The organism is Bradyrhizobium sp. BRP20 (assembly GCF_020194215.1).
GTDB lineage: Bacteria > Pseudomonadota > Alphaproteobacteria > Rhizobiales > Xanthobacteraceae > Bradyrhizobium > Bradyrhizobium yuanmingense.
Genome location: NZ_JADYVY010000002.1, coordinates 740,073 through 764,552, shown reverse-complemented (window position 1 = coordinate 764,552; position 24,480 = coordinate 740,073). Strand labels below are relative to the sequence as shown.

Genomic DNA, 24,480 nt, shown 5'->3' with positions numbered 1-24,480 from the left:
CGCATCCTCGGGCCGAAGGCGCAGATCCACAAAATCTGCGCGGTTCGGCCGGCTTAAGCGACCTCCCCGCTTTCCGAGGCCGCGGCACAATAGTCGCGCCAGAACTTGCGGTAACCCTCCTCGACCCTGCGCGTGTAGGTTTCGACATTACCCGCGGCCGAAGCCGCGATCCGGGCCGGCAATTCCGCGCGCAGCTTTGCCAGATGCGCGGGCTGGGCAGCGAATTTGCACGCGATAGCGGCGTAGCCCGCGTCATCATCGGCCACCCAGTCGTCGAGACCGACGGCGGCCACGATGGAGCCGCCGGCGCGCGAGGATGCGCCGTGGCCGAGCTTGGCGACGACCGGAACGCCCGCATAGAGGGATTCCCAGGTGCTGACGCCGCCGTTCTGCGGAAACGGATCGAGCGAAATATCGACCAGCGCGAAGGCTCGCAGATGATCGGCGCGCTCGGACGAGCCGAGGCAGGTGATCCTCTCCTCGGCAATCCCGTGGGCGACAAAGCGCGCGAGAAGGCCGTCGCGCACCAGGGGATCGTCGAGCAGCGTATGCTTGATGATGATCTTCGATCCGGCCACCTCCCGCATCACGTTCGACCACACGCGAATGGCCTCGTCCGAGATCTTGTTGACGCGGTTGAACACGCCGAAGGTGACGTAGCCGTTGCGGAGCATGGGAAGCTCCGAAGGCGGCACATCGAGGATGGGATCGATCGTGATCAGGCACGGCAGGTCATAGACCTTTTCGGCCAGCAGATGCCGCGCCGATTGCGGAATGAAGACCGGGTCCGCGAGCACGTAGTCCATCGTCCGAAGGCCGGTACCGGTCGCGTGCCCGAAGCCCGTGACCTGGATGGGAGCCGGCTTGCGGGCGAAGACCTGAAGCCTGTTGCCCGACGAGTGCCCGGACACGTCGATCAGGATATCGACCTTGTCGGCCTCGATACGATCGGCCAGTTCGTCGTCGAACATCTGCCAGGCATCGACCCAGCCGTCTGCCGCCGACTTGAATTCGGCTGTGATCGCATCTCGTGTCGGCGAGCACGAATAGCAGACGACCTCGAAGCTGGCATGATCGTGATGGCGCAGCACCGGCAGCAAGCCGAACGCCGCCGAATGATACCAGAATTCGGCGGAAACATAGCCGATCACGATCCGCCTGTCGGGATCGAGCTGCCGGGGGGCGAGCTTCCTCTGCGGCACGCGGGCACCGATCGCTTCGCCCCAGGACCGTCGCGTCGCCTGCTGGATCGTGAAATCGGCGTCGGGGAGAAAGTCCAGATAGTAGATCTTCCGCGCCATCAAGTCTGGATCCGGCGAGATCGCCAACGCGGCGTCGAGATGTTCGATTGCGGACGCGATTTCTCCCTGATTTGCAAAACAGGAGCTCAGCAACGCCAATGCGATCGTGGAACGTGGATTCTGCTCGAGCAAGGTCGTGCAGGCCAGGATCGCCTGTGCGGTGTTTCCCAGGCTGAGCGAGACCTCCGCCTTGCCCCGCAAGGCCATCTCGAACCGGGGTGAAAGCGCAAGTGCCGCATCGAAGTCCGCGGCCGCCTGTTCCAGCCGCGACAGGGACGAATTGAGGCGTCCGCGCTGCGCCAGGATCTTCGCTGAATCGGGCTTGATCGCGAACGCCGCTGCGAACGCAGCCTCCGCCTCATCGTAGCGCTTGAGCTCGATGCTGACCACGCCTTTGCCGATGAGCGATTCGACGTGGCGCGGCTGAAACAGCAGCGCGCGATCAAAGCTCTCCCTGGCGCGGTCAAACCGGAACAGCGCCAGCTGCGCCACGCCACGATTGCAAAGCGCGTCGGCGTAGTCGGGCTTCAGCTTGATGGCGCGATCGTAGACCTCGATGGCCTGTTCAGGCAGGTTCATCTGCAGCAAGGTGTTGCCGAGGCCGGCCAGGGCCGGCGTAAAATTCGGCTTCAGCGCGATCGCTTTCTCCTGACAGACGCGGGCCGCTTCAAATTTCTGAAGCACGAAGTAGAGGGCCGCGAGATTGCTTAGCGCCTCGTGCGAGCGCGGATCGATCGCAATCGCGCGCTCGAGCAGCTGTTGCGCCTCGTCGAGGCGCCCGCCCTGCTGCACGCTGAGGCCGAGCACGTGCGTGGCGTCGAAATGATCCGGAACGGCTTGCAGGATCTGGCGGCAGAGCGCCTCGCTCTCCGCATATCTGCCTTGACCATAGGCGCTCGCCGCGGCGGAGATGACGGCGTCGGCCTGCTTCTTCAATTTCTTCTGCAATCGCGCATTCTGGAATGCGCGCGCGCCGACGCTGCTCTGCAAGGTGTCTCTCCGGAAGATGGCCCAAGGCCGAGTCTAACTGATTCGCGCACCGACCCGGCCGGGCTGCCGGACCAGAAATCCGTCCGGGATATCCCGGGGGTCGCCTGCAGGATGCGGCTCAGGAGCCGCCAGGTGCGTCCGCCCCGCTGACCGCAGCGTCGCCGTGCTCGGCGGCAGCGGCACAATAGTCGCGCCAGAACTTTCGGTAACCCGCCTCGAGCTCACGCGTGTAGATCTCGACATTGCCGGCGGGCGAGGCTGCGATCTGGGCCGGTAAGCCCGCGCGCAACTTCGCCAGATATTCGGGCTGCGAGGCAAACTTGCGGGCGATCTCGACATAGCCGTCGTCATCCTCCGCGACCCAGTCGCCGAGGCCGACGGCCGCCACGATGGAGGCGCCAGCACGCGAGGAGGCTCCAATGCCGAGCTTGGCCACGACCGGAACGCCCTTGTAGAGGGATTCCCAGGTGCTGATGCCGCCGTTCTGCGGGAACGTGTCGAGGGAAATATCGATCTTGTCGAAGGCCATCAGATGGTCGTCACGCGAGGTGGTGCCGAGGCAAGTGATGTCCTCCTCCGCAATACCCTGTGCGATGAAGCGTGCGACCAAGCTATCGCGCAGCAGGGCATCGTCGAGCAAACCATGCTTGAGGATGATCTTCGATCCCGGCACTTCCCGCATGATGCGCGACCACACGCGGATCGCATCATCCGAGATCTTGTAGATGCGGTTGAACACACCAAAGGTGACGTAGCCGTTGCGGAGCATCGGTAGCTCGGAGGGCTTTAGATTGGTGACCGGCTCCATCGTGATCAGGCACGGCAGATCGTGGATCTTCTCGGGAAACAGATGCCGGGCCGATGGCGGAATGAAAATGGGATCGGCGAGCACGTAATCCATGGTCGGCATGCCCGTACCCGTCGCGTGTCCGAAGCCGGTGGCCTGGATCGGAGCCGGCTTCCGCGCGAAGCATTGCAGCCTGTTGCCGGTCGTGTGGCCGGAAACGTCGATCAGAATGTCGACATTGTCGGCCTGAATACGATCGGCGAGCTCGTCGTCCGACATCTGCCAAGCGTCGACCCAGACATCCGCCAGCGCCTTGAACTTGGCGGTGTACTCGTCCGCCCCCGGCCAGGCGTAATAGCAGACGATCTTGAACTTGGCGTGATCATGATGGCGCAACACGGGCAGCAAGGTGAGTCCCGCCGAGTGTTGTCGGAATTCGGCCGCGACATATCCGACCACAATCTGCTTGTCCGGATCCAGCGGCCGCTTCGGCAGCGTCCTTTGCGGAATCCTCGAGCCGATTGCATCCCACCAGGACTTTCGCACCGCCTGCTGGACCGCGAAATCCGCCTCCGCAAGGTAGTCCAGCAAGAAGATCTTGCCTCTGATCGCGTCTCCATAGTCCGGTCGGAGCGCCAGCGCGCGATCGAGATATTCAATCGCGGATTCCATATCTCCCTGGTTCGAATAAGCGAAGCCCAGAAGCGCCAACCCCATCTCCGAGCGAGGATTTCGCTCGATCAAGGTCGTTGCGGCCGCCATCGCCTGCGCGGTCCTTCCCATGACGAGGCAGACCTGCGCCTTGCCCCGAAGGGCCAGCTCGAGCTTGGGCGAAATCGCAAGCGCCGCATCGAAATCCGCCAGCGCCTCCTGCAGGTGCTGCAGCTCGTAACTGAGCCGTCCGCGCTGGGCCAGAATTCGTGGCGCGCCTGGCTTGATTGCGAGGGCCTGAGCGAACTTGGCTGCGGCCTCCTCGTGGTGCCGCAGCTCCATGCTGACCATGCCGCTGCCGACGATGGCCTCGGCGTGACGCGGCTGAAACAGCAGGGCGCGATCGAAGCTCTCCTTGGCACGCATGATCTGCCCAAGCACGATCTCGACCATGCCGCGATTGCAGAGCGCATCGGCATAATCCGGTTTAATCTTGATGGCGCGCTCGTGCATCTCGAGCGCCTGTTCGTACAGCCCCATATGCATCAGCGTGTTGCCGAGGTTGGTCAGCGCCACCGCGAAATTCGGCTTGAGCGCGATCGCCCTCTCCTGGCAGCGCCGCGCCTCTTCGTAATTGCCGAGGTCGAAATGCACGGTCGCGAGGTTGTTGTGGGCATCGTGCAGGCGCGGATCGAGCGCGATCACGCGCTCGAGCAGCTCCCTCGCCTCTTCCAGGCGCCGGCCGTCATGGGCGCACATGCCGAGCAGGTGAATGGCGTCGACATGATCCGGAAGGGCTTTCAGGATCTCGCGGCATAGCGCCTCTGTCTCGGCGTATCGGCCCTGGCCATAGGCGTTCGCCGCAGCGGCAAGGACGGCGTCGGCCTGCTTCATCAACTTCTTCTGCAATCGCGCATTCTGGAACGCGCGCGCGCCGCCGCCGCTCTTCTGCAAGGTGTATCTCCGGAGGATGCCCTCAGCAGAGTCTAACTGATTCGCGAGCTTGGCCTGCCGGTCACCGGAGTCCTATCGCCTCCGGGATTTCCCGGGGCCCAGCGCAATCGTCCTACGCCACCTCCGAGGCGGCGGCACAATGATCGCGCCAGAACCGGCGATAGGCCGCTTCGACCTCGCGCGTGTAAAATTCGACGTCGCCGGCCGGCGAGGCTGCGATCCGAGCCGGGAGATCCGCCCGCAGCTTTACCAGGTAGGCCGGCTGCGCCGCATAGTTGCACGCGATGGCGGCATAGCCCGCGTCATCCTCGGCGACCCAGTCCTCCAGGCCGACGGCGGCAACGATGGAGCCGCCGGCGCGCGACGAAGCGCCGCGGCCGAGCTTGGCGACCACGGGAACGCCGGCATAGAGGGACTCCCAGGTGCTGATGCCGCCGTTCTGCGGGAAGGTGTCGAGGGACATGTCGACCATCGCAAAGGCCCGCAGATGCTCGGGGCGCGAGGTCGAGCCCATGCAGATGACATTCTCTTCGGCGACCCCTTCTGCCGCGAACCGCGCGACCAGTCGATCGCGCAGCAATGGATCGTCAAGCAGCCCGTTCTTGACGATGATCTTCGATCCCCTCACCGCATGCATGACGTTCGACCACACCCGGATGGCTTCGTCCGAAATCTTGAAGATGCGGTTGAACACCCCGAAAGTGACGTAGCCGTTGCGGAGCATGGGTGGCTCTGAAGGCGGAATGTCCAGGATCGGATCGATCGTGATCAGGCACGGCAGGTCGTGCACCTTCTCGGCCAGGAGATGGCGCGCCGATTGCGGGATGAAGATCGGGTCCGCGAGCACGTAGTCCATGGTTTGAAGGCCTGTCCCCGTGGCGTGCCCGAAGCCTGTGACCTGAATCGGCGCCGGCTTGCGGGCAAAGACATGAAGCCTGCTGCCGGTCGTGTGCCCGGAGACATCGATCAGAATATCGATGCCATCGGCCTGGATGCGGTCGGCCAGCTCGTCATCGGACAATTGTGCGGCATCGACGAAGACATCCGCGAGAGGCTTGAAGCTCTCCGTCATCTCGTCCTGCACCGGCCAGCAGGAATAGCAGACGACCTTGAACTGGGCGTGATCATGATTGCGCAGCACCGGCAACAGAGAGTATGCCGCCGAGTGGTTCCTGAATTCGGATGCGACGTATCCGATCACGATCCGCCGGTCAGGATCGAGTGGCCGCGGCGCCAGCGTCCTTTGCTGCAGCTTCGCGCCGATCGCGTCCCACCAGTATTTCCGCGCGGCCTGCTGGGCGGCGAAATCGGCCTCCGGCAGGTAGTCCAGCACGAAGATCTTGTATCCGATCGCCTCCGGAAAATCCGGCGCGATCTCGAGCGCGGCGTCGAGGTGCGCGAGCGCGGTCGCGATGTCTCCCTGGTTCACATGGCACGCCGCCAAAAGTGCCAACCCCATCTCGGATTGCGGATTGACCTCGAGCAGCGTCTTGACGCCTGCCATCGCCCGCGCCGTGTTTCCCGCGAGAATGTCGATCTGCGCCCGCCAGCACAGCGCGAGCTCGAGCCGTGGCGATTGCGCCAGCGCCGCGTCGAGGTCCGCGGCCGCCTGCTCCAGCCGGGCTAAACTCAAATTGAGCCTTCCACGCTGCAACAGAATCCGCGGCGAACCCGGCTTGATCGCGAGCGCGGCGTCGAAGGCGGCACCCGCCTGCGCGAAGTGCCGGAGCTCGAGGCTGACCATCCCCCTGCCCGCGATCGCCTCGGCGTGAGATGGCTGAAACGCCAGGGCGCGCTCGAAGCTCGCCTTGGCGCGTTCCAACTGGCCCGTCATCAATTCCGCCATGCCGCGGTTGCAAAACGCATCGGCATAATCCGGCTTCAGCCTGATCGCCCGCTCGTGCAGCCCGATCGCCTCGTTGCCGAGCCCGATGTGCAGCAGCGTATTGCCGAGATTGGTCAGGGTGATTGGACAATTCGGCTTGAGCGCGATGGCCTTCTCCTGGCAGGCGCGGGCGCCAGCGAATTTCTCCAGCGCGAAATAGACTGCCCCGAGATTGCCGTGCGCATCGGGCGAACTCGGATCGAGCGCAATCGCACGCTCGAGCAGGAATTCCGCCTCATCGAGCCGCCCGCCATCGAACGCGCGCAGGCCGAGCAGGTGCGTGGCATGAAAATGATCCGGCACCTCCTTCAAGATCTCGCGGCAGAGCATCTCGGCCTCATCGGGCCTGCCCTGCCCGAGTGCCTCGATCGCGAAGGCCATGACGCTGTCCGCCTGCTTCTTCAGCTTCTTTTCCAGTCGCGCATTCTGGTATGCGCGCACGCCAGCACTGCTCTGCAAGGTCTCTCTCCGGAGATGGTCCGAAAAGAGGCAAGCCGATTCGGATGGTGCCAGGCTTGCGGTCAGACCGGCGAGGCCACGGGTCGCCGGACTCAGCGCAGAATCTGGCTCAGGAACAGCTTGGTGCGGGCGTGCTGCGGGGCGGCGAAGAACTCGTTCGGAGTGTTGGCCTCGATGATCTGCCCGGCGTCCATGAACACGACGCGGTTGGCGACCTCGCGGGCAAAGCCCATCTCGTGAGTGACGACCAGCATGGTCATGCCTTCCTCGGCGAGGTCGACCATGGTGTCGAGCACCTCCTTGACCATCTCGGGGTCGAGCGCCGAGGTCGGCTCGTCGAACAGCATCACCTTCGGGTTCATGGTCAGGGCTCGCGCGATCGCGACGCGCTGCTGCTGGCCGCCGGACATCTGACCCGGAAACTTGTTGGCCTGGTGCGGGATCTTGACGCGCTCGAGGAACTTCATCGCCGTCACCTCGGCGTCCTTCTTGGGGATGTTGCGGACCCAGATCGGCGCCAGCGTGCAATTGTCGAGCACGGTCAGATGCGGGAACAGGTTGAAGCTTTGGAACACCATGCCGACTTCACGGCGGACCGCGTCGACGTGCTTGAGGTTCGGCCCGAGCTCGATGCCGTCGACGACGATCTCGCCTTCCTGGAATTCCTCCAGCGCATTGATGCAGCGGATCAGCGTGGACTTGCCCGAGCCCGAGGGGCCGCAGATCACGATGCGTTCGCCCTTCTGCACCGCGAGATCGACGTCACGCAGGACGTGGAATTCGCCGTACCATTTGTTCAGGCCGGAAATCTTGACGATGGGCTCGGACATGGTGGCCTCGATCAGTTGCGGCGGTGGGCGTTGAGGCGGTGCTCGACGAACAAGGAATAGCGCGACATGCCAAAGCAGAACAGGAAGTAGATGATCCCAGCGAAGGCGAAGCCGGTGAACGCCGTCGACGGCGTCGACCATTTCGGATCCGCGAACGAGGCGCGCAGCGAGCCGAGCAGATCGAACAGCGCCACGATCGAGACCAGCGAGGTGTCCTTGAACAGCGAGATGAAGCTGTTGACGAGGTTCGGAATGACGTGCCGCAGCCCCTGCGGCAGCACGATCAGCGAGGTCGTCTTCCACCAGGACAGTCCGAGGGCGGCGGCCGCCTCGCTCTGCCCGCGCGGGATGGCCGCGAGCCCGCCGCGGACGTTCTCGGCCTGATAGGCGCCGGTGAACAGCGCGATGCCGATCAGCGCACGCACCAAGCCGTCGACGGTGAAATTGCCGGGAAGGAACAGCGGCAGCATGTAGGTTGCGAAGAACAGCACGGTGATCAGCGGCACGCCGCGCCAGAACTCGATGAAGGCGATCGAGAAGATTCGGATCAAGGGAATGGTCGAGCGGCGGCCGAGCGCGAGCGCGATGCCGATCGGCAGCGAGGTGACGATGCCGGTGACGGACACCACCAGCGTCACCAGGAGGCCGCCCCACAGATTCGTCGTCACGATCGGCAATCCGCCGTGGTCGAGATCCATCAGCCTGATGACGATGGCGATGGCAATGAAGGTGGCGATGCTCGAGGCCAGAGCCCGCCCGCCGGTGCGAACACCACCGCCGAGAACGAAGGCGATCAGGCAGACGATCGCGCCCGTGACGGCGAAATCTGCCCAGACCGGCTGGCCCGTGCCCTGGATATAATCGCGCAGCCAGCTGAGCGGAAAGATCAGCCAATGGATCACCGTGCCGAGCAGCACGATGAGGCTCCCGAGCACCCACAGCAGCGGACCGACCGCGGAGGTCCTGCTCGAGGTGAGCAGCGCCTGTCCGGCACCGACGATGCTCTCGTCGAACAATTGCAGCAGGCCGGCCGTCCAGCTCAGCCCGAAGCCCTTGATGCCTCCGCCGTGCAGCAGGAAGAACGCCACCACCGGAAAGGCGACGAAGAACAGGCCGGCATTCAGGCTCTTCGCCGGCAGCCGCGGAATGAGCAGCGGCAACAGTAGGACCACTGCAAGCAACAGCGTCAAGTTCACCCGCCAACGCTCGGCCTCGGGATAGAAGCCGTAGATCAGTTGCGGGAGCTTCGCCTGGATGTAGGGCCAGCAGGCGCCGACCGCAAAGCCGGCGTTCTCGGCGAGGCACGCGGTGCGGTCCTTACCGCTCCAGACCGCATCGACCAACAGGAACTTGACGGAGGGAACGATGGTGAACCAGAGCAGCAAGGCGCCGACGATCGTCAGCAGGATGTTGGTCGGCGAGTTGAACAGGCGCGTGCGCATCAGGCCGATGAAGCCCGTGGTCTTCACCGGCGCCGGACGCTCGGCGAGCAGGTCCTGGCGGACGAAGCTGGACGAGATGACATCGCTCATGCGCCGAGGCTCCGGCTGACGCGCCACCCGTAGACGCTCATGATCGCGCTGGTGAGGAGCGAGATCAGGAGATAGACGCCCATCGTCATGGCGATGATCTCGATCGCCTGCCCGGTCTGGCTCAGCGACGTGCCGGCAAACACCGAAACTAGGTCAGGATAGCCGATCGCGACCGCCAGCGACGAGTTCTTGGTGAGATTGAGGTACTGGTTGGTCAGCGGCGGCACGATGACGCGCATGGCCTGCGGCACGACGATGAGGCGGAGCGTGGCGCCGCGGCTGAGGCCGAGCGAAGATCCCGCCTCCATCTGCCCCTTGTGAACGGACAGGATGCCAGCGCGCACGATCTCGGCGATGAAGGCGGCGGTATAGGTCGCCAGCGCCACCGTCAGCGCCACGAATTCCGGGATGATGCGTGAGCCGCCGGCGAAGTTGAACCCCCTCAGCTGCGGCAGCTCGAAGGTGAAAGGCAGACCGAAGACCAGCATCGTGGCCAGCGGAAGCCCGAACAGCAGGGCCAGCACGGAAGGCCAGATGCGGATCACCTGCCCGCGCTGAAACAGCGCTCGCCTTGCGTAGACGCGCAGCGCCAGTGAGGCGACGATGCCGAGCGCCAGCACCGCGAGGAACGGCGCGAGACCGCTCTGACCGATCGGGCTGGGAATGACGAGGCCCCGATTGCTGATGAAGGCAATGCCGAACAGGGAAATGCTCTGCCGCGGATTGGGCAAGGCCGCGAGCACCGCCAGATACCAGAACAGGATCTGGAACAGCAGCGGCAGGTTGCGGATGACCTCGACATAGATCTCGCCGACCCGCGACAGCAGCCAATTGGGCGACAGCCGGCACAGCGCGACGATGAAGCCGATCACCGTGGCGAAGACGATGCCCACCACGGAGACCACGAGCGTGTTCAACAGCCCGACCACGAACACGCGCAGGAACGTGTCCGAGCCGGTATAGGAGATCAGGGTCTGATTGACGTCGAAGCCGGCATTGTTCCTGAGGAAGCCGAAGCCGGCGGCGATATGCTGGTTCTCGAGATTGGCCCGCGCATTGGAGACGATCTCGTAGCCGATCCAGCCCAGGATCGCCGCGAAGGCAAACTGGACGGCAACGCCGTTCCAGCCTGCCTTGCCGCCCAGAATGCGCCGTATCTTCAGCGCGATCTGGGGCGGCGGTTTTCGAGCCTCGGTGCTCATGCCGCTGCCGGCCGATCAGGGCTGATCAGCGGATCGGCGGCGCGTACTGAAGACCGCCCTTGTTCCAGAGATTGTTGACACCGCGATTGATGCCGAGCGGCGAACCGGCGCCGACGGTGCGATCGAACACCTCACCGTAATTGCCGACGGTCTTGACGATCCGCACCACCCAATCCTTGGTTAGGCCGAGCTGTTCGCCGAAATTGCCGTCGCTGCCGAGCACGCGCTTCAGCTCGGGATTTTCCAGCTTCGCCTTCTCGTCGATGTTCTTCGAGGTCACGCCGAGCTCTTCGGCGGTGAGCATCGCGAACAGCGTCCATTTCACGATGTCGAACCACTGGTCGTCGCCGTGCCGCACCATCGGACCGAGCGGCTCCTTCGAGATGATCTCGGGCAGCACCATGTGGTCGTTGGGGCTGGCGAGCTTGAGGCGGTTGGCGTACAGGCCCGACTGGTCGGTGGTGAAGACGTCGCAGCGGCCGGCCTCATAGGCCTTGACGGTCTCGTCGTTGGTGGCGAACGCGATCACCTCGTACTTCATGTTGTTGGCCTTGAAGTAGTCGGCGAGATTCTGCTCAGTGGTGGTGCCGGTCTGCACGCAGACCGATGCACTGTTGAGCTCGAGCGCCGAATTCACCTTGAGCGACTTCTTCACCATGAAGCCCTGCCCGTCGTAATAGGTCACGCCGGTGAAATTGGCGCCGAGCGAGGTGTCGCGCGAGATGGTCCAGGTGGTGTTGCGCGAGAGCACGTCGACCTCGCCGGATTGCAGCGCGGTGAAGCGGTCCTTGGCGGACAGCGGCACGAACTTGACCTTGGTCGGATCGTTGAAGATGGCGCCGGCAATGGCGCGGCAGACGTCGACGTCGATGCCGGTCCAGTTGCCCTTGTCGTCGGGCGAGGAGAAGCCCGGCAGGCCCTGGCTGACGCCGCAGGACAGCATGCCCCGATCCTTGACGGTCTTGAGCGTTTGCGCATCGGCGGCTTGGGCGGTGAGGCCGGCGGCGAGAGCAAGGGAGAGAGCCAGGGTTACGCGTTTCATGGGCTTTGGGCCTTTCAAGGTCGTCTCAAGGTCAGGAATGTTGTCTTAGGATCGTCTCTGCCAAGCCAGGTCCTTCAAGAATCCGGCCTTGCAAGAGTCATGCTGGAAAACCTTGCCGAACACTCGCCGATCTCGGGAGGCCATACCTTCATCCCCGCCGCCGGCGCCCGCCATCTCTTGGCTGTGACGCGACGTCCGGTCAGGCAATGGATCGAAGGTCGCGGCAGGCCCCTCAACATGCGGCGACTGAATAGCACCTGCGCATCACAGAACGACTGGCGTTCCGGGTCAAGGGGTTGACGGGACTCTTCTGTGTTCTGTTATTAACGACCGCGGCCTTTCGGTCGGCCCAGGGGCGCGATGCGTCCGGTGGAAACGCGGTTTTGAAAGCAGGCGCATGGATTCTTCGTCCCCCCAAGAGCAGCACGCCGAGACCCGGCTGGTCACCTCCGGCCGCGACACCAAGGCGCAGAGGGGGTTCGTCAATCCGCCGGTCTTCCACGGCTCGACCGTGCTCTATCCGACCGCAGAGGACCTGCACGCCCATCGCGGCGAGTTCACCTATGGCCGTCACGGTTCCCCGACCACCAAGGCGTTCCAGGAGACGCTGATGGCGCTGGAGGGTCCGCAATGCGCCGGCGTCGGTATCGTGCCGTCGGGGCTGTCGGCGATTTCCACCACCCTGCTCTCGGTACTGAAGGCCGGCGACCACATCCTGGTTGTCGACAACATCTATCGACCCTCGCGCAATTTCTGCAACGGCATGCTGACCCGCTACGGCGTCGAGACCACCTATTTCGATCCGATGATCGGCGCCGGCATCGACAAGCTGTTCAAGCCCAACACCCGGGCCGTTCTGGTGGAGGCGCCGGGCTCGCAATCGTTCGAGATGCCCGACATCCGCGCCATCGTCGAAGTCGCACATGGGCGCGGCGCGCTCGTCATCGACGACAACACCTGGGCGACGCCGCTCTATCACCGCTCGCTGGACCAGGGCGTCGACATCAGCATGCAGGCCGCGACGAAATATATCGGCGGCCATTCCGACATCATGTTCGGCACCATCTCGGCCAATGCCAAGGCCTGGCCGATGATTGCCGAAGGCATCCGCTTGCTCGGCGTCTGTGCCGGCCCCGACGACGTCTTCCTGGCGCTGCGCGGCCTCCGCACGCTGTCGGTGCGGCTGGCGCAACATCATCGCTCCGGGCTCGAGATGGCGCGCTGGCTGGCGGCAAGGCCTGAGGTTGCGCGCGTGCTGCATCCCGGGCTGGAGACCGATCCCGGTCATGCGATCTGGAAGCGCGACTTCACCGGCGCCTCCGGCCTGTTCAGCATCGTGCTGAAGCCGGCGCCGCAGAAGGCGGTCGACACCATGCTCAATACGCTGAAGCTGTTCGGCATGGGCTTTTCCTGGGGCGGGTTCGAGAGCCTTGCAATTCCCTTCGATTGCGATGCCTATCGCACCGCGACCAAATGGGAGCCCGGCGGCCCGACGCTGCGTCTCCACATCGGGCTCGAGAGCACCGACGACCTCAAGGCCGATCTCGACCGCGGCTTCGCTGCCCTCAAAGCGGCCATGTGAGCATCAGGATTGGGCATCTCGCCTAGCAACGTGCCAGGCTTCAACAAGCGGAGCCGAACGCTGGATCAGCGGTCCAGCGTCTTCGAGGCGGTGCCGCGGTTCTTCCAGATCAGCATGATGTTTCTGATATAGATGATGGTCGCGAGCGACTGTCCGAGGATGATGACGGGCTCGCGCTTCACGACGCCATAGACCAGCGTCATCAGCCCGCCGCCCATCGAGCAGAACCAGAACGCCATCGGCACCACGCTGTTGCCGGCGCGCTCGCTCGCGATCCACTGCACCAGGAAGCGCGCCGTGAAGAACAGCTGCGCGACCAGGCCGAATGCCAGCCAGAAGTCGAACTTGGCGACGAAGACGTCATAGAGATAATTGCTCAGCGCCTGACCGTATTGAATGATCATGCGTCCACCTCGGTCACTTCTGGCGTCGGCTTCTTGCGGCGGATCAGCCACCAAACGCCGGCGAGATCCATGATGCCGATCCACAGCCGGTCGAAGAAACCATAGTTGGACACGCCCGAATGGCGCGGCCGGTCGATCACATCGACATAGGCGATGTCGTAGCCTTCGCGGCGGACCAAGGCGGGGAGAAAGCGATGCAGCCCGTCAAAATAAGGCAACATCAGGAAGACGTCGCGGCGGAACGCCTTCAGCCCGCAGCCGGTGTCGCGCGTGCCGTCCTTCAGTATGGCGTTGCGAACGCCGTTGGCGATGCGCGACTGGAATTTCTTGAAGCCGGTGTCCTTGCGCCCGATCCGCTGGCCGGCCGCGAGACCGACGCGCCCTGCCCCCTTCTCGACTGCAGCGATCAGGTCGGGCAGGAAGGCCGGATTGTTCTGGCCGTCGCCATCGAGCGTCGCCACGATCTCCCCGCGCGCCGCGCGCACGCCGCTGCGCACGGCCGCCGACTGGCCGCCCGATCTTGCATGGCGAAGCTGACGCAGATTGCTCCGCTGCTTCATGATGGCGCCAAGCCGCTCGCCGGTGGCGTCGGTCGAGCCGTCGTTGACGTAGATGATCTCATAGGGCCAGCGGCCATCGAGTGCCGCGCCGATCTCCGCGATCAGCGGCGCGATGTTGTCGGCTTCGTTGCGCACGGGAACAACGATGGACACCGAAGGCTGGGACGTCGACAAATCGAGGCTCGTGGTTGGAATTGACCTGACCAGGGGAACCGGCGGTCCCGGCAGGCAGCCGCTTTTATGGGGCGGATGCCCGGTGGGCAACCCTTTTGAGGCGGTCGGAAAACGTCCCTGAAAGCGGCACGATGGTGCCGTCGGCGCGGATGGCAAATCCGAGCTTTCGGGCCGCGAACCAGTAATGAACGGCCATGGCGCCCACCGTTCCGACCAGAGCGCCGGCGACCACGTCGCTCGGATGATGCGCCAGCAACACCAGGCGCGTCAGCACGATCACGATTGCGTAAGTGAACATGAAGACGCGCAGACGCGGCCACAGTGCCGAGACGGCAAACGCCAGGGCGAACGCGGCCACGGCGTGGCCTGACGGCAGGCTGGCATAAGCCCCTGTCCCCTCGAACGGGACGAAGTTGAACGGATTGGCCTTGCCCCCGACGAACGGACGTCCCCGCCCGATGACATATTTCAGGATTTCGGCGACGAAGGCTGACACGGCAACCGACAGAAACAGGAATTGCAGCCGCGTGCCGAAGCCGAGCAGCAGCGCACGGCGGCTCCCACGCAGCCCGGCCGCGACGAGCGCCAGCACCACCAGCGCAGCACCCAGCACCGAGAGGATATACTCGTCCTTGCCGAAATCGGTGAGGATGCGGATCGGCCACAGGCTCGGCGTGCCGCGCGGCGGCATCAGCAGGATCTCGGTCTGATCGAACGCGACCATCAGCACGATGACGAGCGCTGCACCCGCCGCGGCAAGCCACAGCGAATGCCGCGCCAGCTTCCGGGCGGCCTCGGCGCGGCGCGAATGCGAGGGCGACCGCACGAGCTGCGCCAGCGCGCGCCAGGACACCGCTAGCAATTGCGCGGGATAGCCGGCATGCGGTGCAATGTCGGTCGGAGCCCGCATCCTATTCGGTACCTTCCGAGCGGAAGATCGAGATCGAGATCGCGCGCCCTTGCGAGAAATTATAGCCGTCGATGCGCGCGCCGACCTTGTAGCGCAGCCCGATCGCCTCGGCGCGCTGCACGAAGCTGCGCTCCGAGCGCTGCTCGATCAGCGCGAAGCGGCAGCTGCCCTGCCGCAGGAAATCCGCCGCGCCGGAGCCGTCGGTGAGCAAGGTCCGGGTGCCCGCCAGGAAGACGAGGCTCGGCTCGTGATAACCGGCCGCAGCCGCCTTCGGTCCGACACAGGTGACGTTGCGGAGCGCGCGCGCGATCTCGATGCTGGGAAACAGCGGCGTCAGCGACGGCAGCACGATACCGTAAATCGTCACGGCGAGCATCAGGCCTGCGACCAGGGCGTTGAGAAACGAGCGCTCGGCGCGATTGGTATCGAACAGCCACCAGGCGAACAGGCCGAAGATCAGCGCGGCCGCGATGAACGGCCAGGCCACGAAAGCGGGCTGCCGCGTCAGTATCACCGAGCCGACCACCGCAATGATGGAGGCGGCTGCGGGGATCGCGAACCACCAGGCCGAGCCGCGCATCAGCCAGGAGCGCGACAGCACGCGCCGCTCCACCGCGCCGGCGGTGAGGATCGCGATCGCGGGATACAGCGGCAGCACGTAATGCGGCAGCTTGGTCAGCACCGCCTCGAACACGATCCAGGACGGGATCAGCCAGGCCAGCAGGAACTGCGCGCCGGGCTCGCGGCGGGCCCGCCACACCGCAGGCGCCGCCATCGCCGCCAGCGGCGCACCCGGCCAGAACGTGATCCAGAACAGCGCCAGGTAAAGTCCGGGCGGTGCGCCGTGGGATTCCTGGGCGCCAAGCTTGCTCAGCATGTCGCCGCCGACGGAGGTGGTGAAGAAGGTCTCGCCCGCGCGCCAGAAGATCGCGACGAACCAGGGCAGCACCAGCACCAGCATCCACATCAGGCCCCAGACAGGCCGCAGCTTCCACAGCCAGGAGGCGTCGCGGTCCTGGATCGCGAGCGCGACGATGGTCAGGCCTGCGAACATCAGGATCAGCGGCCCCTTGATCAGGATGCCCGCAGCAAGCGCGGTCCAGAAGATCGCGGGCCAGCTCCAGGGCGGATGCGTCTCGTCCTCGGCGCGCTGCCAGGACAGATAGGCCCGCGCCATCGCGCCCATCGCGGCAACCACGCAGAGCAGCAGCACGGCGTCGGTCTTGGCCAGGCGCGCCTCGACGCCGAGCAGCACCGAGGCGCACATCATCAGCGCCGCCAGCACCGCGGCACGCCGCGTGACGAAGCCGAGCGCGGCCCAATACGTCATCAGCACGGCGCCGATCGCGCCCATCAGTGACGGCAGCCGGTAGACCCAGATGCGCAATTCGGCCTTCGGCAGCTTGAGCATCGAGGCGGCTTCGACGGTCGCCGATTGCAACCAGTAGATGCCGACCGGCTTCTTGTAGCGGACGTCCTCCTGAAAGCGGATGTCGACATAATCACCGCTCTCGACCATCTGCTTGGTGGCCTGGGCAAACCGTGCCTCGTCGCGGTCGATCGGCGGGATGGTGAAGAAGCCCGGCAGGAACAGCAGCAGCGCACACAGCACCAGGAAGCCGACCGCGCGCGGGTGGCTGGCAGTGACGATGTCGAGCATGCGCACGAGCCCGCTGCCCGGATTTGTGGGCGATTTCGACTCGCGGGGGGCACCAAAACGGGGGCTGGGGTAGGTCTCGGCCATTGGTTCCGCTTACGCTGAAACCGCCATGGCCACAACCGCTTAAGGCAGGGTCATTGAATTCGAATGACAACTGTGTCCGCGGCGCCCGTGGCGTCGATCACGGTGAGCCGTGCAAAGCCCGGGCCGGGCGGATCTATCAGCCGCTGACGGCGGCCGTCGATCTCGCCGAGCGCGGTGCCGTTAACCATGACGGTCATGGGCAGCACGCCGCCGGCGACCTTGACTGGCATCGCCGCGCTCTCCCGGCCACCCGATCGATCGACGTCGATCCGCGAGCCGTTCAGCGGGAACTGGATGTGCAGCGGCTGCTCGCCCCCGCTTCGCACCAGGTCGCCGACCGGCCGGAACCGCTTCAAGGGCAGCGGCAGCTTCGCGTTGCTTGCGACCAGGGTTCCCTTGGGCGGCTTCGGCAAGGCGGCCAGCGTCTTGCCGCTGCGGGCGAAGGCATCGAACAGGATGGGCGCGGCGGCGACGCGTCCAATCAGGCCGGGAACCGGCGCTCCGTCCGGACGGCCAACCCAGACGCCGATGGTCATGCGACCGTCGAAGCCGACCGACCAGGCGTCGCGATAGCCGTAGGAGGTGCCGGTCTTGAAGGCGATGCGGTTGTGTGCGGCGTTCTCCGGCGGGGGCGTGCCAAGCAGGACGTTGCCGACCTGCCAGGCTGCGACCTGATCCAGCAGCCGCAGCGGCTCCCGATCGTCCCTGGCCGTGACGATCTCGCGCAGCGGCTTGGTGGTCCCGAGGCGGGCAAAGCCGGCATAGAGCTGGGCCAGATCCTGCAGCGTCACGCCGACGCCGCCGAGCCCCATGGCGAGGCCGGGCGCTTCGTCCTTGGGCAGGACGAGGTTGCCGCCGGCCTGCCTCAGCCGCGAGGTCAGCCGGCTCGAGCCGACGCGGTCGAGCAGCACGATGGCCGGCACGTTCAGCGACAGTTGCAGAGCCTTCCTCACCGGAACCGTGCCCTGGAAAGTCATGTCGAAATTTTCCGGCGCATAGGAGCCGAAGCGGACCGGGCGGTCGTCGATCAAGCTGTCGGGATGGACAAAGCCGTCCTCGAAGGCGAGCCCGTAGATGAAGGGCTTGAGCGTCGAGCCGGGCGAGCGGATGGCGCGGGTCATGTCGACCTGCCCCGCCCGGCTCTCGTCGAAATAATCGGCCGAGCCGACGCGGGCGAGCACGTCGCCGCTCTCATTGTCGACCACGACGATTCCGACCGAGATGTTCGGACCCAGCGCAATTGCGCGGTCGCGCGCCAGCGGCTCCAGCACCTTCTGCAAGGTCGCATCGAGCGTCAGCTTGATGATCGGCGCGTCCTTGACCGTCGACTGCGCGGCGTCGGAGGCATGCGGCGCCAGGATCGGCATCGGCCTGCGCAGTTTCGGCACCGGCATCGCTTTGGCCTGATTGGCCTCCTCAGTGCTGACCACGTGCTCCGCGACCATGCGGTCGAGCACGCGGTCGCGCGCCTTGCGCGCAGCCTCCGGAAACCGGTCGAGCCGGCGTGTCTCCGGCGATTGCGGCAGCGCGACCAGCAACGCGGCCTCCGCCAGCGACAGCCGCTTCGGCTCCTTGCCGAGATAGGAGATCGACGCCGCGCGGATGCCTTCGAGATTGCCGCCATAGGGCGCCAGCGCCAGATAGAGATCGAGGATCTGCTCCTTGCTCATGCTGCGCTCGATCTCGATGGCACGCACGATCTGCCGCAATTTTGCGTAAAGCGAGCGCTGCCGCCGCGGCTCCATCAGACGGGCCAGCTGCATCGTGATGGTCGAGCCGCCCGAGACGATGTGGCCGCGCGTTCCGAGCTGCAAGGCGGCGCGTCCCAGGGCGAGCGGATCGATGCCGCCATGGGCGTAGAAGCGCTGGTCCTCATAGGCGAACAGCAGTTTCAGGTAGGTCGGATCGACGTTGGTCCTGGCATCGACCGGCAACCGCCAGCGCCCATCCGCCATCGCATAGGCGCGCAGCAGTTTGCCGTTGCGATCGACGATGGTGGTTGAGACCTGGCGGGCTTCGTCGAGCGGGAGCGGGCCGAGCGCGTAGACCCAGCCAACGAAGCCGATGATGGCGAGGATAAAGGTGAGCGCGGCTGCGGAGAGAAGGCGAAAGGCGATCCGCCCCCTCCGCCCGTCATGGCCGGGCTTGACCCGGCCATCCACGCCAACACCCACCGCCGGCGCGGCCGTGGATGCCCGTGTATGTGGCTCAGCCTCGCTCATCTCACTCACTTCGCCGCCCGCACCTCGACACTGCCCGTGCCGGTCCGGCCATAGCGCGAGGGATTGTACATGTCCTCGACATAGGCCTGCGGCAGCACGTATTTGCCGGGCGAGACCGCGCGCACGACATAGCCGAGCGTGAAGACCGACTTGGAATCCGAGGCCCGGTCGACGGCCGCGGTGAAGCGGTCGTCGCGGAATTCGGTATGTTCCGGCTCCTCGCCGTCCTCGATCCAGTCCAGCGTGCCGCTGTCGCCGGACGACACCAGGTTCGGATTGTCGATCTCCAGGCCCGCCGGCAGATAGTCGGACACCATGATGTGGCCGTACTCGGGCTTGGCTTCGGTGATCTTCAGCACCACCGCAAAGCGCTGATTCTGCTTGACCTTGCTGATGTCGGCGGGCTTGCCGTCGAGCGTGTAGTAGCTGCGCTCGATCTTGAAGCCGTTGGACGCCGCCGGCTCCGGCGTGACCGGCGAGCCCGACACCGAGACGACCGCCTGCACCGGCGCATCGCCGGTGTTGGTGATCTTCAGCGGCTTGCCACCCAGCGTGTCCGCCTTGTAGCTGCGGTACAAGGCGGTCTTGACCGGCTGGCCATCGACCTCGATCGAGAGGTTCTCCCTGGCGAGCGCACGCGCCGCCAGCACCAGCCACGCATTCTCCTGCGTGGAGGTGTAGGGCGTCAGCCCGCGGGCGGTCTCGACCCGGGACACCGCCTGCGTCAGCGTCGCCCTCGGCGCGTTGCCTTCACTGGCGAGAGACACCAATGCTGCGGCGTCGCGCAGCTGCGAGCCGTAGTCGGTGCGGCCGAATTCCAGCGCGGGCTTGGGCGCGAGGCTGTCGAGCGCCGCGCCATAGACCCGCTCGGCGCGGTTGCGGTCGCCGACCAGGGCGAGCGCCGCCGCAAGCTGCGATTTCGCGATCGGGGTCGCGAGGTTGGCAAGCTTGGTATCGGCGAGATAGCGGAGGTCGCCGATCGGAGCTGCGCCATTGCGGGCGAGCACATAAAGGCCGTAGGCGAGATCGCGGCCGCCGTCCTTCTCCGGCTCGTTGGCATTGACGACGGAGTTGCGGATACGGTCCAGCGCGTTCTTGAACAGCACGTCCGGCACCGCAAAGCCCTTCTCGCGGGCGCGGGTGAGGAAGTCCGTCACGTAGGCATCGAGCCAGGCATCGTCGCCGCCGGCCAGCCACAGGCCGAACGAGCCGTTCGAGCCCTGGCGCGCCAGCAGCCGCTCGATGGCGTCGCGGATGCGCTGGTCGACCTCGGTGTCCATGGCAAGATGCGCGCCGGCCGCGAGCTCGTTGACATAGAGCAGCGGCATCGCCCGGCTCGTGATCTGCTCCGAGCAGCCATGGGGATAGCGGTCGAGCGCTTTCAGGATCGTTGCCGCATCGAGCGCGGTCGACAGGCTGGCCGAGACCGAGACAGCGCCGGTGCCCGGCACGAGATCGGAGAGCAGGTCCGAGGTCAGCGTCAGGCTCTCGCCCTTCGCCAGCGTCCGGATCGAGCGCCGCGCCAGCACCTGCGTCGCCGGCTTGACGTCGAACGCATAGTGACGCACCAGCGAAAGGCCATTCGGCCCCTTAATGTCGACGTCGAGCGTCGCCTGCCCCGCCGCGGTCGCATCGAGCGCGAGCGAGAACGCATTGCGCTGCTTGGCCGCGAGCTTCACCGTGGTGGCGGGATTGCCGATCATCTTCACCGGGCCGCCCGCCTTCACGTTGATGACGTAGTCGCCGGCCTGCCCCTCGACATTGTCGATCTCGAGGTTGACCGAGCCGCGGTCGCCGTTGAGCAGGAAGCGCGGCAGCGTCGTCGTCAGCACCACGGGATCGCGGATCACGACGTCGGTGTTGGCGCGGCCGAGCTTGGTCGCGGTCCACGCCACCGCCATCACGCGCGCGGTGCCGGCGAATTCCGGAACATCGAAGCTCACTTCGGCCGAGCCGTCGGCGGCGACCGTGACGATGCCGGAATAGAGCGCGAGCGGCTTCTGCGTAGGCGGCGAGCCCTGTAGCTCGCCACCGGCGTCGCCGCCGGACTTGATCTGGCCGCGCGTGCCCGACATGCCGTCGATCAGCTGCCCGTAGAGGTCGCGAATCTCGGCGCTGAGGCGACGCTGGCCGAGATAATAATCGTCCGGCGCCGGCGGCTTGTAATTGGTGAGATTGAGGATGCCGACGTCGACCGCGGCGATGACGACCTTGGCGTCCTCGCCCGGATTGAGCCCATCGAGCTTGACGGGGATCTTCAGCGTCGAATTCGGCCGGATCAGCGAAGGCGGCGACAGCTTGACCTGCAAGGTGCGAGCCTGCTTGTCGATGCCGAACCATTTCAGCCCGATCGCACGGCCCGGCATGCGCTGGGCGGCGGCATCGAGCGGACGGCGCAGCGTCGCCACCACATAGGCGCCGGTACCCCAATCCTTGCCGATCGGGAGCTTGACCTGCGCGGTGCCTTCCTTGACGTCGATGGTCTGCGTCGTCAGCAGCCGCTCGCCGAGCACGTTGATGGTGAGCTTGCCGGCGCTGCGGACGTTGACGGACACCGTCATGGTGTCGCCGGAGGAATATTGCGGCTTGTCGATCGAGGTCTCCAGCAGGTCCGGCGTGTCGGCGCTGCCGTCCGAGTACCAGCCGACGTCGAACTGCACCGAGGTCACCGGGCCGTCGGCCTCGTTCGACTTGACGTCGAGCCGGTAGCGGCCGGGCTCCGGCGTGAGCGAGAGCCGCGTCGGCTTGTCGACCGTAACAGTGACGTCGCCGTCGGCGACGCGCGAGGTCGACTTGACCGGCTCGTACTCCCAGTAATTGTTCTGGCGGTACCACTGGTAGCGCGATTCGATCTTCAGGAGCTCGTAGCGCAGGCCGTCGCGGCGCAGCTTCTCGCCCTCCGGCGAGACGAACACGACGTCGAACTCGGCCTTGTCACCCTCGGTGACGTTCTTGTCGCCGAACAGCGGCTTGATGCCGATCTGCGCCGTTGCCGGCGCGACCGGCAGCACGATCTTGCGCTCGACGGCGCGGCCGCCGGTCTCGACCATGCGGACGAAGATCTGTGCCTCCTGCGGGCGCGTCGAGGCCGGCTGCTTGTCCAGCGTCACCGGGAAGGTCGCGACGCCATTGGCGTCGGCCTCCGGCAGGTTCTCCAGCGGCGTGCGCTCGTTCGAGGTGGTCTCTTCGTCGTCGACGCCGAACTTGTAGCCGGCAAAGCCGGGCCGCTCGGCCGCCGGCGCGATCAGCATGTCGCCTTCGAGCTGCAGGCCCGAAGCAGGTGCGCCATAGAGGAAATGACCGTCGGCCTTAAGCTCCACTGGAGCGTTAGCTTTGATCAGCTTGTCCTTGGCGGACAAGTCGAATTCGATCCGATCGGGGACGTAATCCTCGACCATGAAGGTGGTCTCGCCGACCGAAGCTCCCTTCGGATCGGTGAAGGCGCGCACCCGCCAGGTGCCGGTCGGTACGGCCGAGTTGAGCGGCACGGACAGCGTGCGGCCGCCGGCGCCCTGATCGGCCAGCACGGCACGGCGATATTCGACGCCGTCGGGGCGCTCGACCACCAGTGTCATCGGCCCACCGGTGACGGCATTGCCCTGCCCGTCGCGGAGCAGCGCGGTGAGGAACACGGTCTCGCTGGAACGGTAGACGCCACGCTCCGCATAGACGAAGGCATCGGCGCCGGCGGGCACCGCGCGCCCCGAAACGCCTCGGTCGGACAGGTCGAAGGCCGACGTCTTCAAGCTCAGGAAGGCATAATCGGCCTTCTCGCCGGTCACCGTGAGCATCGCCGGCGACAATCCGCCCTCGCCGCGCGCAAGGCCGGCCTCGAACAGCACGTGACCGGCATCGTCGGTCTTGCGCGTCGCCAGGATCTCGTTGTTGCGCGCGACCAGCCGCACCTCGGCCTTGCCGACCGGATCGGTCGACGCCAGCGAGTTGACGAAAACATGGATGCCGTCATTGCCGGAATAAGCGGCGATGCCGAGGTCGGAGACGATGAACCATTGCGTGGCGAGCTGGTAGTCCTCGTCCGAGGCCCTCGCCGCGGCCGTCATGACGTAGACACCGGGCTGGAGCTCGCCGAGCGCCTGGTCGACCGGGAACGCCGTGGTGACGTCCTGGTTCAGCGTCGTCGCAGTCGCAAGCTCGCCGGTCCAGACCTTGACGCCGCGCTCGTCGCCGAGCTCGCTGAGCTGGTACTTCGACAGCGTCCTCTGGAAATCGCTGTCGACCACCGTGTTGATCAGGTTGCGGTCGCCGATCCGGAAGACATTGATGCTAACCGCAGGCGTGTTGACACTGACGACGGGAATGCCGCGCTGGCCGGTCCGCGGCAGCACATAGGCACGGCTGGTGAAGCGCACGAACGGCTTGCGGTCGCGCACATAGATGTTGAACTCGGCCGATTTCGGCAGCCCCTCCTTCACGGACGACGGCAAGCCGGCGCGCAGGTTGATGTTGTAGCGCTCGCCGTGCTTCAGCCCGTCGACGCAGAGCTGCTTGCCTTCGGCCGACAGCGCCGGCTTGTCCTGGCCTGCAAGCGCCAGGAACGGCGCGAAGTCGGTGCGCTTGGCGAGTTCCTCGGAGAACTGGAAGCAGGCGCGCGGGCTCGCCGAGTCCGAGTCGACGGTATAGTCGAGCAGGCGGAAGCCGTGCTCGTCGCGCATCTTCTCATATTGGCCGCGGACCTCGGCGACCTCGCGCATGTCGAGCGACAGCCGCAGCGCATCCAGTGCCGGCCGCCACAGCTTGCGGTCGGCCAGCGCCTTGCCGAGCACGGCGAGCGCGTCGGCCTCCTCGCCCGGATTGCCGGCGCGCATGTAAGCGATATAGGCCGCCGTCGAGGCGCGCTCCAGCAGGAAGGTCTGCTCGCTCGAGCTCTTCGGCGAGATCTGGAAGATGACCTTGGCGAGCCGCAGCCAATTGCCGGCATCCTCGGGCGTGGTCGCGGCGATCTGGCCGAGCACCGAAAGGCCGGTGCGGTAATCATTGCGCCGGAAGGCGGCGTCGGCGTCCGTCTTCAGCGTCGCATTGGTCTTGGCGACCGGCCCCGCCTCGCTCTTGATCTGGGCCTCCAGCTTGATCGCGGAATCGGCGAGGTCGTCGCGTTTGAACGCCTTGTCGGCGGCCTGCGCGGTGACAAGGCCGAGCGCTAGCGCGGCGCAGATTGTGACGGCGCGAACGAGACCGATCATTGAAGACTCCCGGAAAGCGCGGACGAACGCCGCGGCGGCAAATGAAATGC

Annotated in this window: 14 protein-coding genes; 1 reads left to right on the top strand and 13 read right to left on the bottom strand. The window is 65.6% G+C overall.

Features of this window, described 5'->3' with window-relative positions:
* Window positions 1–53: 53 nt before the first annotated feature.
* The 7 genes from I6F33_RS08360 to I6F33_RS08330 form a co-directional block, all read right to left on the bottom strand.
* Window positions 54–2,291, bottom strand: a complete 2,238-nt coding sequence (locus I6F33_RS08360; protein ID WP_225141907.1) for a tetratricopeptide repeat protein — start codon at window positions 2,289–2,291, stop codon at window positions 54–56.
* Between the two features lie 118 nt (window positions 2,292–2,409).
* Window positions 2,410–4,683, bottom strand: coding sequence for a tetratricopeptide repeat protein (locus tag I6F33_RS08355; RefSeq protein WP_225141905.1), 2,274 nt, complete (start codon window positions 4,681–4,683; stop codon window positions 2,410–2,412).
* A 112-nt stretch (window positions 4,684–4,795) separates the two neighbouring features.
* Window positions 4,796–7,027, bottom strand: coding sequence for a tetratricopeptide repeat protein (locus I6F33_RS08350; protein ID WP_225141903.1), 2,232 nt, complete (start codon window positions 7,025–7,027; stop codon window positions 4,796–4,798).
* Window positions 7,028–7,119: 92 nt separating this feature from the next.
* The gene (locus I6F33_RS08345; protein ID WP_035999552.1) at window positions 7,120–7,857 is read right to left on the bottom strand and encodes an amino acid ABC transporter ATP-binding protein; all 738 of its coding nucleotides are present in this window, start codon (window positions 7,855–7,857) and stop codon (window positions 7,120–7,122) included.
* Between the two features lie 11 nt (window positions 7,858–7,868).
* Window positions 7,869–9,389, bottom strand: a complete 1,521-nt coding sequence (locus I6F33_RS08340) for an amino acid ABC transporter permease (protein ID WP_225141901.1) — start codon at window positions 9,387–9,389, stop codon at window positions 7,869–7,871.
* Window positions 9,386–10,591: an amino acid ABC transporter permease gene (locus I6F33_RS08335; protein WP_036027974.1), complete on the bottom strand. Its 1,206-nt coding sequence runs from the start codon at window positions 10,589–10,591 to the stop codon at window positions 9,386–9,388. Before I6F33_RS08335 ends, I6F33_RS08340 begins: the two co-directional genes overlap by 4 nt.
* A gap of 25 nt (window positions 10,592–10,616) precedes the next feature.
* A complete protein-coding gene (locus I6F33_RS08330; protein ID WP_035999559.1) occupies window positions 10,617–11,633 on the bottom strand; it encodes an amino acid ABC transporter substrate-binding protein in 1,017 nt (338 codons plus the stop codon).
* 397 nt (window positions 11,634–12,030) lie between these two features.
* Here I6F33_RS08330 and metC point away from each other — a divergent pair, with 397 nt between their 5' ends.
* Window positions 12,031–13,215 (top strand): cystathionine beta-lyase, encoded by a 1,185-nt coding sequence (metC, locus tag I6F33_RS08325; RefSeq protein ID WP_225141899.1) that lies wholly within the window; start codon window positions 12,031–12,033, stop codon window positions 13,213–13,215.
* Between the two features lie 65 nt (window positions 13,216–13,280).
* Here metC and I6F33_RS08320 read toward each other — a convergent pair whose 3' ends face one another.
* The 6 genes from I6F33_RS08320 to I6F33_RS08295 all read right to left on the bottom strand — a co-directional run bounded on the left by I6F33_RS08320 (window position 13,281) and on the right by I6F33_RS08295 (window position 24,430).
* Window positions 13,281–13,619 (bottom strand): lipid-A-disaccharide synthase N-terminal domain-containing protein, encoded by a 339-nt coding sequence (locus I6F33_RS08320; RefSeq protein WP_025036223.1) that lies wholly within the window; start codon window positions 13,617–13,619, stop codon window positions 13,281–13,283.
* Window positions 13,616–14,353, bottom strand: a complete 738-nt coding sequence (locus I6F33_RS08315) for a glycosyltransferase family 2 protein (protein WP_225141897.1) — start codon at window positions 14,351–14,353, stop codon at window positions 13,616–13,618. The genes I6F33_RS08320 and I6F33_RS08315 overlap by 4 nt, the downstream gene beginning before the upstream one ends.
* A gap of 64 nt (window positions 14,354–14,417) precedes the next feature.
* Window positions 14,418–15,263, bottom strand: coding sequence for a phosphatase PAP2 family protein (locus I6F33_RS08310; protein WP_225141895.1), 846 nt, complete (start codon window positions 15,261–15,263; stop codon window positions 14,418–14,420).
* A gap of 1 nt (window position 15,264) precedes the next feature.
* Window positions 15,265–17,007, bottom strand: coding sequence for a glycosyltransferase family 39 protein (locus I6F33_RS08305; RefSeq protein ID WP_036027969.1), 1,743 nt, complete (start codon window positions 17,005–17,007; stop codon window positions 15,265–15,267).
* A 50-nt stretch (window positions 17,008–17,057) separates the two neighbouring features.
* On the bottom strand, window positions 17,058–19,229 hold the full coding sequence (gene pbpC / locus I6F33_RS08300) for a penicillin-binding protein 1C (protein ID WP_225141893.1): 2,172 nt from the start codon (window positions 19,227–19,229) through the stop codon (window positions 17,058–17,060).
* Between the two features lie 5 nt (window positions 19,230–19,234).
* Window positions 19,235–24,430, bottom strand: a complete 5,196-nt coding sequence (locus I6F33_RS08295) for an alpha-2-macroglobulin (protein ID WP_225141891.1) — start codon at window positions 24,428–24,430, stop codon at window positions 19,235–19,237.
* Between the last annotated feature and the right edge of the window lie 50 nt (window positions 24,431–24,480).

Coding starts and splice junctions, on each gene's coding strand:
- I6F33_RS08345 (WP_035999552.1), bottom strand. CDS start 7,857: ATGTCCGAGCCCATCGTCAAGATTTCCGGCCTGAACAAATGGTACGGC.
- I6F33_RS08340 (WP_225141901.1), bottom strand. CDS start 9,389: ATGAGCGATGTCATCTCGTCCAGCTTCGTCCGCCAGGACCTGCTCGCC.
- I6F33_RS08335 (WP_036027974.1), bottom strand. CDS start 10,591: ATGAGCACCGAGGCTCGAAAACCGCCGCCCCAGATCGCGCTGAAGATA.
- I6F33_RS08330 (WP_035999559.1), bottom strand. CDS start 11,633: ATGAAACGCGTAACCCTGGCTCTCTCCCTTGCTCTCGCCGCCGGCCTC.
- metC (WP_225141899.1), top strand. CDS start 12,031: ATGGATTCTTCGTCCCCCCAAGAGCAGCACGCCGAGACCCGGCTGGTC.
- I6F33_RS08320 (WP_025036223.1), bottom strand. CDS start 13,619: ATGATCATTCAATACGGTCAGGCGCTGAGCAATTATCTCTATGACGTC.
- I6F33_RS08310 (WP_225141895.1), bottom strand. CDS start 15,263: ATGCGGGCTCCGACCGACATTGCACCGCATGCCGGCTATCCCGCGCAA.
- I6F33_RS08305 (WP_036027969.1), bottom strand. CDS start 17,007: ATGGCCGAGACCTACCCCAGCCCCCGTTTTGGTGCCCCCCGCGAGTCG.
- pbpC (WP_225141893.1), bottom strand. CDS start 19,229: ATGAGCGAGGCTGAGCCACATACACGGGCATCCACGGCCGCGCCGGCG.
- I6F33_RS08295 (WP_225141891.1), bottom strand. CDS start 24,430: ATGATCGGTCTCGTTCGCGCCGTCACAATCTGCGCCGCGCTAGCGCTC.